Annotated in this window: 14 protein-coding genes; 7 read left to right on the top strand and 7 right to left on the bottom strand. The window is 58.5% G+C overall.

What is annotated here, in order from left to right; genetic code table 11:
* Positions 1–38: 38 nt before the first annotated feature.
* The 3 genes from K0P33_RS07460 to K0P33_RS07450 all read right to left on the bottom strand — a co-directional run bounded on the left by K0P33_RS07460 (position 39) and on the right by K0P33_RS07450 (position 3,574).
* Complete coding sequence (locus tag K0P33_RS07460; RefSeq protein ID WP_094952849.1) at positions 39–671, bottom strand: response regulator transcription factor; 633 nt, start codon at positions 669–671, stop codon at positions 39–41.
* Positions 672–1,305: 634 nt separating this feature from the next.
* Positions 1,306–2,523 (bottom strand): argininosuccinate synthase, encoded by a 1,218-nt coding sequence (locus tag K0P33_RS07455; RefSeq protein ID WP_017738284.1) that lies wholly within the window; start codon positions 2,521–2,523, stop codon positions 1,306–1,308.
* Positions 2,524–2,665: 142 nt separating this feature from the next.
* Positions 2,666–3,574, bottom strand: a complete 909-nt coding sequence (locus K0P33_RS07450) for an OmpA family protein (protein WP_094952848.1) — start codon at positions 3,572–3,574, stop codon at positions 2,666–2,668.
* A 156-nt stretch (positions 3,575–3,730) separates the two neighbouring features.
* Between K0P33_RS07450 and pyrC the strand changes: the two genes are divergently transcribed.
* Positions 3,731–4,777, top strand: coding sequence for a dihydroorotase (gene pyrC, locus K0P33_RS07445; RefSeq protein WP_094952847.1), 1,047 nt, complete (start codon positions 3,731–3,733; stop codon positions 4,775–4,777).
* Complete coding sequence (rnt, locus tag K0P33_RS07440) at positions 4,774–5,445, top strand: ribonuclease T (protein ID WP_017137041.1); 672 nt, start codon at positions 4,774–4,776, stop codon at positions 5,443–5,445. The genes pyrC and rnt overlap by 4 nt, the downstream gene beginning before the upstream one ends.
* Positions 5,446–5,547: 102 nt before the next feature.
* On the opposite strand, the gene K0P33_RS07435 is transcribed toward rnt, so the two are convergent.
* The gene (locus tag K0P33_RS07435) at positions 5,548–6,150 is read right to left on the bottom strand and encodes a peroxiredoxin (RefSeq protein WP_003172097.1); all 603 of its coding nucleotides are present in this window, start codon (positions 6,148–6,150) and stop codon (positions 5,548–5,550) included.
* Positions 6,151–6,394: 244 nt separating this feature from the next.
* Between K0P33_RS07435 and K0P33_RS07430 the strand changes: the two genes are divergently transcribed.
* Together K0P33_RS07430 and bfr are read left to right on the top strand one after the other, a co-directional pair.
* Positions 6,395–6,613: a bacterioferritin-associated ferredoxin gene (locus K0P33_RS07430; RefSeq protein ID WP_010564137.1), complete on the top strand. Its 219-nt coding sequence runs from the start codon at positions 6,395–6,397 to the stop codon at positions 6,611–6,613.
* Positions 6,614–6,814: 201 nt separating this feature from the next.
* Positions 6,815–7,285, top strand: coding sequence for a bacterioferritin (gene bfr / locus K0P33_RS07425; RefSeq protein ID WP_017738288.1), 471 nt, complete (start codon positions 6,815–6,817; stop codon positions 7,283–7,285).
* 82 nt (positions 7,286–7,367) lie between these two features.
* Here bfr and grxD read toward each other — a convergent pair whose 3' ends face one another.
* Positions 7,368–7,706 carry a Grx4 family monothiol glutaredoxin gene (gene grxD, locus K0P33_RS07420; protein WP_058421605.1) on the bottom strand — a complete coding sequence of 113 codons (339 nt, stop codon included), beginning with the start codon at positions 7,704–7,706 and terminating at the stop codon, positions 7,368–7,370.
* Positions 7,707–7,792: 86 nt separating this feature from the next.
* A complete protein-coding gene (locus tag K0P33_RS07415; protein ID WP_094952846.1) occupies positions 7,793–9,901 on the bottom strand; it encodes a molybdopterin oxidoreductase family protein in 2,109 nt (702 codons plus the stop codon).
* A 433-nt stretch (positions 9,902–10,334) separates the two neighbouring features.
* Between K0P33_RS07415 and argF the strand changes: the two genes are divergently transcribed.
* Positions 10,335–11,255, top strand: coding sequence for an ornithine carbamoyltransferase (gene argF / locus K0P33_RS07410; protein ID WP_242154673.1), 921 nt, complete (start codon positions 10,335–10,337; stop codon positions 11,253–11,255).
* Positions 11,252–12,361 (top strand): ABC transporter ATP-binding protein, encoded by a 1,110-nt coding sequence (locus K0P33_RS07405; RefSeq protein ID WP_094952844.1) that lies wholly within the window; start codon positions 11,252–11,254, stop codon positions 12,359–12,361. The genes argF and K0P33_RS07405 overlap by 4 nt, the downstream gene beginning before the upstream one ends.
* Positions 12,362–12,633: 272 nt before the next feature.
* Here the strand turns inward: K0P33_RS07405 and ybaK are convergent, their stop codons facing one another.
* Positions 12,634–13,104 carry a Cys-tRNA(Pro) deacylase gene (ybaK, locus tag K0P33_RS07400; protein ID WP_094953447.1) on the bottom strand — a complete coding sequence of 157 codons (471 nt, stop codon included), beginning with the start codon at positions 13,102–13,104 and terminating at the stop codon, positions 12,634–12,636.
* A gap of 327 nt (positions 13,105–13,431) precedes the next feature.
* On the opposite strand from ybaK, the gene K0P33_RS07395 reads away from it, so the two are divergent.
* A complete protein-coding gene (locus tag K0P33_RS07395; RefSeq protein WP_094953448.1) occupies positions 13,432–14,286 on the top strand; it encodes an MIP/aquaporin family protein in 855 nt (284 codons plus the stop codon).
* Positions 14,287–14,356 lie beyond the last annotated feature (70 nt).

Genomic DNA, 14,356 nt, shown 5'->3' with positions numbered 1-14,356 from the left:
TTGCCGGTTGTACGAGCTCGTCTGGGACGACGCCCTCCTTATACGAGGCCGTTGCGCTGGGCCAGCTCGATAAGATCCACGAGCGAACGTGCATTGAGCTTGAGTAGCAGACGCGTCTTATAGGTACTGACCGTCTTGTTGCTCAGGAACATGCCGTCGGCGATCTCCTTGTTGGTTTTGCCACGCGCCAGTTGCTGCAACACCATCATCTCTCGACCCGACAAGCGCTCGACCATATCCGCTTCACTGGCGTTACCCATGGTGGAGCGCACGGAGTTGAGTGCCTGGTTAGGGAAATAGCTGTAGCCGGAGAGCACCGCCTTGATGGCGCTCAACAACTCAGTCAGGTCCTGCTGCTTGCACACGTACCCAGCCGCCCCCGCTTGCATGCAGCGCATGGAAAAATGCCCGGGCGCCTGCGACGTCAGCACCAACACCTTGACAGGCGTGGCCTGCTTGGTAGAGGCCAGGCGGCAAATAACTTCCAGGCCATCGAGTTTGGGGATACCGATATCCAGTATGACAATATCAGGCACATGCTCGCGCGCAAGTTGCAACGCATCGACGCCGTTATCAGTCTCGGCAACGACTTCATAACCATGACGCTCCATTAGCATGCGCACAGCAAGACGAATGACGGGATGATCATCCACGATCAGCACTTTATTCATGAGAAAGTCCAATTTCGCTGTTCGAATTATTTAGAGTAAGCACAATAGCCTAGTCGTTTCCTAGTTGGCATACCGTTCCACCCCAAGCAACAGCAAGCAGAGACCCAACCCACAACGATATAGGAATTGGCCTACAAAAAAACACTAACTCAGACGTGTCCGCTTTTACGGAGACTTTCAGACCTTTCCGGCGGCATACATATTCTGAGTGAAATATCCGCAGCCGTTGAGACGCAAGGTAAACGTAACGCACATGACTTTCAGGAAATACCCATTGCGTGCCGCTGCCAGGCGAATGAACAGGTGAGAAAACTCCTACTCTTTTAGTTCCATCCAACATATTTTCTAACATCCTTAATTCCTACAGAATTTTCATCATCTTGCATACCATTCTCAGGTACATAGTGAATCTTCTGTAAGACATAGTTCCTATGTCAGGTGTTAAAAATTCATTCATGCACGTAAAACAAAATTCCAAAACAAAAATACAATCCAATAACTTCCAATCTGAACTCCGATAAACATTTGCCAAACAACTTTTAAACACTGCGTTGTAGTGCGGCTAGCGCGTTGAATATGCAGGCAAAAAAATGGCCCCTTAAACAAGGGGCCACTTTTTACAACGAGAGGTCACTCAGAACAGCTTACGACCCTTGTTGGCAGCGATGCGCATACGCAAGGCATTCAACTTGATGAAGCCTGCTGCGTCCGCCTGATTGTAAGCGCCGCCATCTTCTTCGAAGGTGGCGATGTTGGCGTCGAACAGCGACTCATCGGACTTGCGACCGGTAACGATCACGTTACCCTTGTACAGTTTCAGGCGCACAACGCCGTTCACGTGGGCCTGGGAGGCATCGATCATCTGTTGCAGCATCAGACGCTCAGGGCTCCACCAGTAGCCGGTGTAGATCAGGCTGGCGTACTTAGGCATCAGCTCGTCTTTGAGGTGAGCCACTTCGCGGTCCAGGGTGATGGACTCGATGGCGCGGTGAGCGCGCAGCATGATGGTGCCGCCCGGGGTTTCGTAGCAGCCACGGGACTTCATGCCCACGTAACGGTTCTCAACGATGTCGAGACGGCCGATACCGTGTTCACCACCGATGCGGTTCAGGGTCGCCAGCACGGTGGCCGGGGTCATTTCGACGCCGTCCAGCGCGACGATGTCGCCGTTGCGGTAGGTCAGTTCCAGGTACTGTGGTTTGTCGGGCGCGTTCTCCGGGGAGACGGTCCATTTCCACATGTCTTCTTCGTGCTCGGTCCAGGTGTCTTCCAGCACGCCGCCTTCATAGGAGATGTGCAGCAAGTTGGCGTCCATCGAGTACGGGGACTTCTTCTTGCCGTGACGCTCGATCGGGATTGCGTGCTTTTCAGCGTAATCCATCAGCTTTTCACGGGACAGCAGGTCCCATTCGCGCCAAGGGGCAATCACTTTCACGCCGGGTTTGAGTGCGTAGGCACCCAGCTCGAAACGCACCTGGTCGTTACCCTTGCCGGTAGCGCCATGGGAAATGGCGTCGGCGCCGGTTTCGTTGGCGATTTCGATCAAGCGTTTGGCGATCAGCGGACGCGCGATGGAAGTACCCAGCAGGTACTCGCCTTCGTAGACGGTGTTGGCGCGAAACATCGGGAAGACGAAATCGCGGACGAATTCTTCGCGCAGGTCGTCAATGTAGATCTCTTTCACGCCCATGGCTTGCGCCTTGGCACGTGCAGGTTCGACCTCTTCGCCCTGACCCAGGTCAGCGGTGAAGGTCACCACTTCACAGTTATAAGTATCCTGCAGCCACTTGAGGATCACCGAAGTGTCCAGGCCGCCGGAATACGCGAGAACGACCTTGTTTACGTCGGCCATGCCATCACTCCACGGGGTTGTACGGAAAGCCGTCGATTCTACCGACCAAAACCGTGAATTTACAGAGGCGCGACAGCAAATGAAGATAAAGCGACAGATTATGTCGAACGGGCGACCGATGGTCGCACCTTATGGCTGCACTTTATGACGTGTGTGCGGGGTTACTCGGGCCCGTGGCCTGCGGCGCCGGTTTCTCGGGGGCTGCCACGCGTTCGAGCTGAATATTCACGCGACGGTTGCGCGCGCGGTTGGCGGCATTGGTGTTGGGCGCCAGTGGGTAACTTTCACCGTGGAACCGCATCGTGATCTGCGATTCCTGGATGCCGTTGGCCTTGAAGTAGTCCATGACCGCCAGCGCACGACGCCTTGAAACATCACGGTTAGTCAGGCGGTTGCCGCTGTTGTCCGAATGGCCATTCAACTCGACGTGGTTGACCGTGGGGTCGGCTTTCATGAACGCAAGAATCACGTCCAGCCTCTTCTTGGCGGCCGCGTCCAGCTCAATTCCACCGCCGGGGAAGCCGACTTCGGTCTGCTTGACCTGATCGTAATTCATCGGCAACAGCTTGGTGGTACACACTTGATAGTCGTTGTAAGCCTTGTTGAATTTTACCGGCAACAGACGGATTTCCGAGTAGCCGCCTTCGCGCCCGTAATGCCGCACGGTGGGGCTGCGCCCTTCCAGCAACCCCGTGAACAACCGCCCGGCCTGGGCCTGGGAGCTGTTGAAGAGTACATCGCCACTGCCGGCACGCACGGCGCCGAGGTTGATATCACCGCGGCCCGGCTGCCAGGGCGCAGCGGCAGCCAATAAGGTTGCCGAGCCCGCGCCCAGGGAGCCGTTGTAGGCTTTCAGGCGAAAGGTCGCCTGCTCGCCGGCCCGACGCACGAACTCACCCGAGCCGAAATCGGTGATCGGCTGGGTCAGGCGGCACTCGAATTGGTCACCTTCCACCTTCCACTCAATGTTCTCCAGGCGTGTCTGGAATGTGAGTGCCATCGCAGGCAGGCTGGCGAACACACTGAGCAGGGCTAGATAATGCTGGCGCACGGGCGGCTCCACTGGTTTCTACAACACTTCAAAGCGTCATACGTCGTTAAGGCATACTCAGGGATATCGGACACCTGCTGCAAAACTTGATAGCGAGTGCCTGCAAGAGTCTTTTCCGGTAGCATTCCCACCAGATTGACCCGCCTGGAATCCCCAATGTCCGACCGCCTGACCCTGCTGCGTCCCGACGACTGGCATATTCATCTTCGCGATGGTGCTGCGTTACCCCAAACCGTGGCCGATGTAGCGCGCACGTTTGGCCGCGCGATTATCATGCCTAACCTGGTACCTCCGGTGCGTAATGCCGCTGAGGCCGACGCCTATCGCCAGCGCATCCTCGCTGCACGGCCGGCCGGCAGCCGCTTCGAACCGTTGATGGTGCTCTACCTCACCGACCGCACCCAGCCTGAAGAAATTCGCCAGGCCAAGGCCACCGGTTTCGTGCACGCCGCCAAGCTGTACCCGGCGGGCGCGACCACCAACTCCGACTCCGGCGTGACCAGTATCGACAAGATCCTGCCGGCGATCGAAGCCATGGCTGAAGTCGGCATGCCGCTGCTGATCCACGGGGAAGTCACCCGTGGCGATGTGGACGTGTTTGATCGCGAAAAAATCTTCATCGACGAGCACATGCGCCGTGTGGTCGAACTGTTCCCGACGCTCAAAGTGGTGTTCGAACACATCACCACCGCTGACGCCGTGCAGTTTGTCACCGAGGCTTCGGCCAACGTCGGTGCGACCATCACCGCGCATCATTTGCTCTACAACCGCAACCACATGCTGGTGGGCGGGATTCGGCCGCACTTCTATTGCCTGCCGATCCTCAAGCGCAACACCCACCAAGTGGCCTTGCTGGATGCCGCCACCAGCGGCAGCCCGAAATTCTTCCTCGGCACCGATTCCGCGCCCCACGCCCAACACGCCAAAGAAGCCGCGTGTGGCTGTGCCGGTTGCTACACCGCTTATGCGGCGATCGAGCTGTACGCCGAAGCGTTCGAGGCGCGCAATGCCCTGGACAAACTCGAAGGCTTCGCCAGCCTCAATGGCCCGCGTTTCTACGGCCTGCCGGCGAATACCGACCGCATTACCCTGGTTCGTGAAGACTGGACCGCCCCTGCCAGCCTGCCGTTTGGCGAGCTGACTGTTATCCCGCTGCGCGCCGGTGAAACACTGCGCTGGCGCCTGCTGGAGGAAAGCAAGTGAGTGAAGACCATTACGATGACGAACACGAGCACAGTGGTGGCGGTTCCCGTCACCCAATGGCCGAGCGGTTTCGCGGCTATCTGCCGGTTGTCATCGACGTAGAAACCGGTGGTTTCAACTGCGCCACCGACGCCTTGCTGGAAATTGCCGCGACCACCATCGGCATGGATGAACAGGGTTTTGTGTTCCCGGAGCACACCCACTTCTTCCGCGTCGAGCCGTTTGAAGGCGCGAACATCGAAGCAGCCGCTTTGGAATTCACCGGTATCAAGCTCGATCACCCGCTGCGTATGGCGGTGAGTGAAGAAGCGGCGCTGACCGATATCTTCCGTGGCGTGCGCAAGGCGTTGAAGGCCAATGGCTGCAAACGCGCGATCCTGGTCGGCCACAACAGCAGCTTCGACCTGGGCTTCCTGAATGCCGCCGTGACGCGGCTGGACATGAAGCGTAACCCGTTTCACCCGTTCTCCAGCTTCGACACGGCGACCCTCGCAGGCTTGGCGTATGGCCAGACCGTGTTGGCGAAAGCCTGCCAGGCAGCCGGTATCGACTTTGACGGCCGTGAGGCTCACTCGGCTCGCTACGACACCGAGAAGACTGCCGAGCTGTTCTGCGGCATCGTCAACCGGTGGAAGCAGATGGGCGGCTGGGAAGATTTCAACGACTGAGGTCTGGGCAGGCTTTGTGGTGAGCCCGCTCGCCACAGGGTTTTATCCCACGCATAAAAAAACCGGCCATCTCAGGCCGGTTTTTTTTGCTTCGAACGTGGCTTACAGCTTGCCAGCGTTCTCGGTCAGGTAAGCCGCAACGCCTTCTGGCGAAGCGTTCATGCCTTTGTCGCCTTTTTTCCAGTTGGCAGGGCAGACTTCGCCGTGCTCTTCGTGGAATTGCAGGGCGTCAACCAGACGGATCAGCTCTTCCATGTTACGGCCCAGCGGCAGGTCGTTGATGATCTGCGAGCGCACAACGCCCTTGTCGTCGATCAGGAACGCGCCACGGAAGGCCACGCCGCCTTCGGACTCAACGTCGTAGGCCTTGGCGATGTCGTGCTTCATGTCGGCAGCCATGGTGTATTTGACTTTGCCGATGCCGCCATCATTGATGGCGGTGTTGCGCCAGGCGTTGTGGGTGAAATGGGAGTCGATAGAAACGGCGACCACTTCAACGTTGCGCGCCTTGAAATCGTCCATGCGGTGGTCCAGAGCGATCAGCTCCGAAGGGCAGACGAAGGTGAAGTCCAGCGGGTAGAAAAACACCAGGCCGTATTTGCCTTTGATGGCTTCAGACAGTTTGAAGCTGTCTACGATTTCGCCATTGCCAAGGACAGCTGGTACGTCGAAATCCGGGGCTTGTTTGCCGACGAGTACGCTCATTGGTTATCTCCTGATGTAGGGGGTGACGATTGAAGTAAAAGGACCGGCCCAAGTCTGGCGCAGATAAGCGACAGCCCTGTGACGCAGTCACGCTTCGTGAAGACCGACCATCATACACTGAAAAAACCGTTCGTCAGCGCGCCGGCAGCACCCAGCAATACCCTACGAATCTACTTTGACAATCATTCTCGTTAACATTAAGATCCATCGCACTTAAGCCTTAAACCCGCGATGGTTCTCCCTTATGTATGTCTGCCTCTGCACTGGCGTCACCGACGGACAAATCCGCGAAGCAATCTATGAAGGTTGCTGCAGCTACAAGGAAGTACGTGAAACCACCGGCGTTGCCAGCCAGTGTGGTAAATGTGCTTGCCTCGCCAAGCAAGTGGTACGGGAAACCCTGACGCAGCTGCAAACAGCCCAGGCCGCGCTCCCCTACTCAGCAGAATTTACGCACGCTTAAATAGGCGTGTTTTGAAGAACCGGACTTAGCGTCCGGTTTTTTTATGCCTGCAATTCAATTAGTTAGCGCCAAGACGCGGAACACAAACATTCTTATTCCGATTAATTTTCATTTATTATTCAATAACTTAGGTTTGACACTAGCGTTTTCGCCGCTCAAACTCCGCCCTATACACAGCTATTACAGGGCAGGACCCCAGTCATGAAAGGCGACATCTCAGTCATCCAGCAACTCAACAAAATCCTTGCCAATGAACTGGTCGCGATCAATCAGTACTTTCTGCATGCACGCATGTATGACGATTGGGGCCTGGAAAAGCTCGGTAAGCGTGAGTACAAAGAATCGATCAAGGCGATGAAGGACGCAGACGCGCTGATCAAGCGCATCCTGTTCCTGGAAGGCCTGCCGAACGTGCAGGACCTGGGCAAGCTGAACATCGGCGAGCACACCCAGGAAATGATCAGCAGCGACCTGAAGTTCGAACAGAAGAGCCACAGCGACCTCAAGGCCGCCATTGCTCACTGCGAAACCAAGGGCGACTTCGGCAGCCGTGAACTGCTGGAAGATATCCTGGAAGACCAGGAAGAACACATCGACTGGCTGGAAACCCAGCTGGGCCTGATCGACAAAGTCAGCCTGGAAAACTACCTGCAATCGCAGATGGGTGAATAACCCGTAGTTCTACCGGGTACAAAAAAGCCCCGCTCTCTTTCGAGAAGCGGGGCTTTTTATTGCAGGCCGACTCTACACAGGATCAAGCGTCAGTCTTAGCTGCCGCGTTTACCGCTGCTTCTTTGATCAACGCTTGCAACGAACCATCCGCAGCCATCTCAGTGATGATGTCGCTGCCGCCGACCAGCTCACCCGCTACCCACAGTTGTGGGAAGGTTGGCCAGTTGGCGTACTTCGGCAGGTTGGCGCGGATTTCAGGGTTTTGCAGGATATCCACGTAAGCGAACTTCTCGCCACACGCCATGATGGCCTGGGAAGCCTTCGCGGAGAAACCGCACTGAGGAGCGTTTGGCGCGCCCTTCATGTAAAGCAGAATGGTGTTGTTGGCAATCTGCTCTTTGATCGTTTCGATGATATCCATGGAACACCTCGGCTGGAACTTTGCGACTCACAGGTCGGCACGGTGGCGCATTGTAACGCAAAATTCCAGCCCGGTGGTCGGGCTCCTTAGGCAGCGGCTACCTGCACCGGCACGCCGTTCAACGCGGCGTTGCCGGATAACTCGTCCAACTGCCGCTCGTCGGTGAGGTCATTGGCACTCGCCCCCGGCTGCCCGCTGGCAATCGTCATCTGCACGCCCGGGCGCCCGTGGCCCCAGCCATGAGGCAGGCTGACCACGCCGCGCATCATGTCCAGGCTGGCCACCACTTCCACTTCGATCATGCCGATGCGCGAGCTCACGCGCACGCGCTGCCCATCACTCAACTGCCGGCTGGCCAGGTCATCGGGGTGCATATGCAGCTGATGGCGCGGCTTGCCCTTCACCAGGCGGTGATAGTTATGCATCCACGAGTTGTTGCTGCGCACATGGCGGCGGCCGATCAGCAGCAGCTCATCCACCTCAGGCCCAGGTTGCGAGGCGAAGCGCGCCAAGTCAGCGAGTATGACTGCAGGCGCCGCCTGCACCTGGCCGCTGACGGTTTTCATGCGCGCGGCAAGGTTGGGCTTAAGCGGGCCCAAGTCCACGCCATGGGGATGATCCGCCAGCATTGCCACCGACAATTTGTGATCAGAGGCATCACCGTAAGCCCCCGCGCGCAACCCGAAGTCGATCATCTGCGCCGGTGCCATGGTCGGTTTAAGCGCCACGCCCGTCTGCGCCGCAAAGGCCTTGGCCAGGCCGACAAAGATCTCCCAGTCGTGCAGCGCGCCCGCAGGCTTAGGCAGGATCGCGCGGTTGAAGCGGGTGACGTTACGCACGGCGAACATATTGAAGGTGGTGTCGTAGTGGTCGTTTTCCAGCGCCGACGTGGACGGCAGGATCAGGTCGGCGTAGCGCGTGGTCTCGTTGATATAGAGGTCGATGCTGACCATGAACTCCAATCCGTCCAAGGCTTGTTCCAACTGCCGACCATTAGGCGTCGACAACACCGGGTTGCCGGCCACAGTCACCAAGGCGCGGATCTGCCCTTCGCCTTCGGTGAGCATTTCTTCCGCCAAGGCTGACACCGGCAACTCGCCGCCATATTCCGGGCGCCCGGACACACGACTCTGCCAGCGATTGAAATGCCCGCCTCCGGTGGAGGCCACCAGATCCACCGCCGGGCTGGTGCACAGTGCACCGCCCACTCGGTCGAGGTTACCCGTCACCAGGTTGATCAGTTGCACCAGCCAATGACACAAGGTGCCAAACGCCTGGGTCGATACGCCCATGCGCCCGTAACACACGGCCTTGTCCGCCGCAGCAAAGTCCCGCGCCAACTGGCGGATCTGCTCGGCAGGCACTGCACATTGGCGGCTCATGGCCTCAGCGGTGAACCCGGCGATCGCGCGGCGCACGTCCTCAAGGCCTTCAACCGGCAAATGGCTCTCACGCGTCAGGTTCTCGGTAAACAAGGTGTTGAGCAGCCCGAACAGCAGCGCCGCATCGCCACCGGGCCGCACGAACAGATGCTGATCAGCTATCGCCGCCGTTTCGCTGCGCCGTGGATCGACCACCACCACTTTGCCGCCCCGCGCCTGGATGGCCTTGAGGCGCTTCTCCACATCGGGCACGGTCATGATGCTGCCGTTGGACGCCAGCGGGTTGCCGCCCAGGATCAGCATGAAGTCGGTGTGATCGATATCCGGGATCGGCAGCAACAGGCCGTGGCCGTACATCAAGTGGCTGGTGAGGTGATGGGGCAACTGGTCCACCGAGGTCGCGGAAAACCGATTGCGTGTCTTGAGCTGGCCAAGGAAGTAATTGCTGTGGGTCATCAGCCCATAGTTGTGCACACTGGGATTGCCTTGGTACACCGCCACCGCGTTTTGCCCATGGCGGGCCTGAATGCCCGCCAGCCGCTCGGCGACCAGCGTGAAAGCCTCATCCCACGGGATCGGCTGCCATTCACTGCCCACCCGCAACATGGGCTGGTGCAGGCGGTCCGGGTCATTCTGGATATCCTGCAGCGCCACGGCCTTGGGGCAGATGTGCCCACGGCTGAAGGTATCCAATGGGTCGCCCTTGATCGAGGTGATCGCCAGGCTGCCGTCGTCGGCCTGGGTGGTTTCCAGGGTGAGGCCGCAGATGGCTTCACACAGATGGCAGGCACGGTGGTGGAGAGTCTTGGTCATGGCCAGTCTCTTTATTGGGCTTTGGCATCACTATGGGCCGCGACTGGTGCGGGTGCCAGCAACGTCAGTGCTGTGAATCGACAAGCATCAGGCCAGGACATGGCTAAGCGTGAGCAAATGTTTCAGAAACCTTCGAACAGCCGCTGAAACCGACGTAGCCTGGCCTGAGCCCGCCTCCACAGATTGCAAAAGGTCTCGGCGCCAGTGTACAAATGGGCCGCTGCTGTCAGGAATCAGTCTTCAAAAGCGCTCTCGCGCCCTGCATGAACACCCTTAAAAACCGTAGCCCTATTGGTAAGACGCGACATTTAATTATAAGATCGCGCCTTCCCCTATTTCGTCGCCCCGTGCGGCTTTCGCCGCAGGTCTCGCCCGTTGTCACAATAAACAAGGCTTTGAGTATCTGCGGTCTGTTGCAAAAAGGTAGTTAATGATGAGCGCAAGGCACTTTCTCTCCCTGATGGATTGCACGCCCGAAGAGCTGGTCAGCGTGATCCGTCGAGGCATTGAGCTTAAAGACCTGCGTAACCGCGGCGTACTGTTTGAGCCTTTGAAAAACCGTGTACTCGGGATGATTTTCGAGAAGTCGTCGACGCGCACCCGCGTGTCGTTCGAAGCCGGCATGATCCAGCTGGGTGGCCAAGCCATCTTCCTGTCCTCGCGCGACACCCAACTGGGCCGTGGCGAGCCGATCGCAGACAGCGCCCGCGTAATGTCGCGCATGCTCGATGCGGTCATGATCCGTACCTTTGCCCACAGCACCGTGACCGAATTTTCCGAGAACTCCCGGGTTCCGGTGATCAACGGCCTGTCCGATGACCTGCACCCCTGCCAGTTGCTGGCCGACATGCAAACCTTTCTTGAGCACCGTGGCTCGATCCAAGGCAAGACCGTGGCCTGGATCGGCGACGGCAACAACATGTGCAACAGCTATATAGAAGCGGCGATCCAGTTCGACTTCCACCTGCGCGTTGCGTGCCCGGAAGGCTACGAGCCTGATGCGCGCTTCCTGGAACAGGCCGGCGACCGAGTCACCGTGGTGCGCGACCCGCGTGACGCGGCGGTCGGCGCGCACCTGGTGAGCACCGACGTCTGGACCTCCATGGGCCAGGAAGAAGAAACCGCCAAGCGCCTGGCCTTGTTCGCGCCATTCCAAGTGACCCGCGCCCTGCTCGACCTGGCCGCGCCGGACGTGCTGTTCATGCACTGCCTGCCTGCCCACCGTGGCGAGGAAATCAGCCTAGACCTGCTCGACGATGAGCGCTCGGTGGCCTGGGACCAAGCCGAAAACCGCCTGCACGCGCAAAAGGCACTGCTCGAATTCCTCGTCCCGCCGTCGTACCACCACGCATGAGCCAGCCATTACTGCTGAACCTGCGCAATCTGGCATGCGGCTATCAAGATCAACGCGTGGTGCAGAACCTCAACCTGCACCTCAACGCTGGCGACATCGGCTGCCTGCTCGGCTCCTCAGGTTGCGGTAAAACCACCACTTTGCGCGCGATTGCCGGGTTTGAACCGGTGCACGAAGGTGAAATCAGCCTGGCCGGGGAAGTGATCTCCAGCGCTGGGTTCACGCTCGCGCCGGAGAAACGCCGGATCGGCATGGTGTTCCAGGACTACGCTCTGTTCCCACACCTGAGCGTGGCCGACAACATCGCTTTCGGCATTCGCAAGCACCCGCAAAAAGACCGCGTGGTCGCCGAATTGCTGGAGTTGGTCAACCTGAAGAACCTGGGCAAGCGTTTCCCCCACGAGCTTTCCGGTGGTCAGCAACAACGCGTCGCCCTCGCCCGCGCCCTGGCGCCGGAACCGCAACTGTTGTTGCTGGATGAGCCGTTCTCCAACCTCGACGGTGAACTGCGGCGCAAACTCAGCCACGAGGTGCGCGACATTCTCAAGGCGCGCGGCACCAGTGCGATTCTGGTCACCCACGACCAGGAAGAAGCCTTCGCTGTGAGTGACCACGTAGGGGTGTTCAAAGAAGGCCGTCTTGAGCAATGGGACACGCCCTACAACCTCTATCACGAACCGCAAACGCCGTACGTCGCCAGCTTTATCGGCCAGGGTTATTTCATCCGTGGCCAACTGAGTTCGCCGGAGTCGGTCAGCACCGAACTGGGCGACCTGCGCGGCAATCGTGCCTACACCTGGCCCACCGGTGGCGCGGTGGATGTGCTGCTGCGCCCGGATGACATCGTGTACGCGCCGGACAGCGCACTGAAAGCGCGGATCGTCGGCAAGACCTTCCTCGGCGCCTCGACCTTGTACCGCCTGCAACTGCCGACCGGTGCACAGCTGGAGTCGATTTTCCCCAGCCATGCTGATCATCAGGTCGGTGCCGATGTGGGGATTCGTGTGGCGGCTGAACACTTGGTGTTGTTTCAGGCCTCGGGCAGCGTTGCGGCGCAGGTTTCTAAATCCGACTCCGGCGTACGCCGTTACAGCCCCGCTAGCTGAGCCACTGACGAAACCAGATCAAAATGTGGGAGCGGGCTTGCTCGCGAATGCGGGTCAGCCAGCTCGTGTGTAACTGCCCCACCGCCTTCGCGAGCAAGCCCGCTCCCACAATATTGACCGAGTTTAGCTGCCAGCACCGTGGCGCTCTGTTTTTCTGTGGGAGCTGGCTTGCCTGCGATGCAGGCACCTCGGTGTATCAGGCATAACCAGGTGATGCCATCGCAAGCAAGCCAGCTCCCACATTAGATCTCGTCGCATTCAAAATGCGAGTTTCACACCCGACCAATCGGCGCAAATTTAGCCTGCGTATGCTCAGCCAGCACCGCCGCCGGCAGTTCAACTTCCAACCCCCTCCTCCCGGCACTCACAAAAATGGTCGCGAACGGTTGCGCCGTCTCGTCGATAAACGTGCGCAAACGCTTCTTTTGCCCCAGCGGGCTGATACCGCCCAACAGGTAACCGGTGGAGCGCTGCGCCGCTGCGGGATCAGCCATCTCGACTTTTTTCACCCCGGCCGCATGGGCCAGCGCTTTTAAATCCAGACTTCCGACGACCGGCACCACTGCCACCAACAATTCGCCCTTCTCACTGCTGGCCAGCAAGGTCTTGAACACCTGCGCTGGGTCGAGCCCCAACTTTTCCGCGGCCTCCAAGCCATAGGACGCTGCCTTGGGGTCATGTTCGTAACTGTGGATATGATGTTCGGCGCGAACTTTTTTCAACAGGTCCAGTGCGGGGGTCATGGCTACTCCGGGCGTGGCAAACAGAGGGCCAATTCTAGGCCAAGCCCAAGCAAAACGCTCTAGTGCGCGCCTCGCGCAACGCGTGCAGGTTGAGGCAAGCGTGATCATTCATGAGACTAATAGTTTGAAAATGACCGCCGGTTCACTTTCGACCTTTGACAGCCGTCATTCTTGTCTATATTTTTTCGTTTCCGAATACTGTAGGAATAGCACCTGCGGTACTCCAGCAGTAAGCCGTGTCTTGGATGGGGATCCACGCCACGGTGAAAATCGCGCAACAGCCCGTTGAGGCTGCGCGCCAAACAAGAACAACAATCGAGGTTTTCCATGACAACTGCTCTTCAACAGCCTTCACTTTCGAGCCAATGCATGGCCGAATTCCTGGGGACTGCGCTTCTGATCTTCTTCGGTACAGGATGTGTCGCTGCGCTCAAGGTCGCGGGTGCCAGCTTTGGGCTGTGGGAAATCAGTATCATCTGGGGGATCGGCGTGAGCATGGCGATCTACCTGAGCGCCGGTATTTCCGGGGCTCACCTCAACCCGGCGGTGAGTATCGCCCTGTGCATCTTTGCCGATTTCGACAAGCGCAAACTGCCGTTCTATATCCTCGCCCAAGTCGCCGGCGCCTTCTGCTCCGCCGCGCTGGTGTACACGCTGTACAGCAACCTCTTTTTCGATTACGAACAAACCCACCATATGGTGCGCGGCTCCCAGGCCAGCCTGGAGTTAGCGTCGGTGTTCTCCACCTACCCCCATGCCCTGCTGAGCACAGCCCAGGCGTTCTTGGTGGAAATGGTCATCACCGCCATCTTGATGGGCGTGATCATGGCCCTCACCGACGATAACAATGGCCTGCCACGCGGCCCGTTGGCCCCGCTGCTGATTGGCCTGTTGATCGCCGTGATCGGCAGCGCCATGGGCCCGCTGACCGGCTTTGCGATGAACCCGGCACGGGATTTTGGACCCAAGCTGATGACCTTTTTCGCTGGCTGGGGTGAAATGGCCTTTACCGGCGGTCGCGATATTCCTTACTTCCTGATTCCGATTTTCGCGCCGATTGTCGGTGCGTGCCTTGGTGCCGCGGCCTATCGCGGGCTGATTGCCCGTCATCTTCCGAGCGCCGCACCTGCTATAGATGAAACACCTGACACGGCTGTCAACGGCAAGACGCGTATTTCCTGATAGCGCCGGCCTGGTCCGCACTGCCCCTTTGCGGCCCAGGCTGATTCCTTACTTCCTTATTTTTCGTCTA

This window comes from Pseudomonas sp. ArH3a (assembly GCF_022648765.1).
In the GTDB taxonomy this organism is placed as follows: domain Bacteria; phylum Pseudomonadota; class Gammaproteobacteria; order Pseudomonadales; family Pseudomonadaceae; genus Aquipseudomonas.
This window is presented reverse-complemented; position numbering and strand designations above follow the sequence as displayed.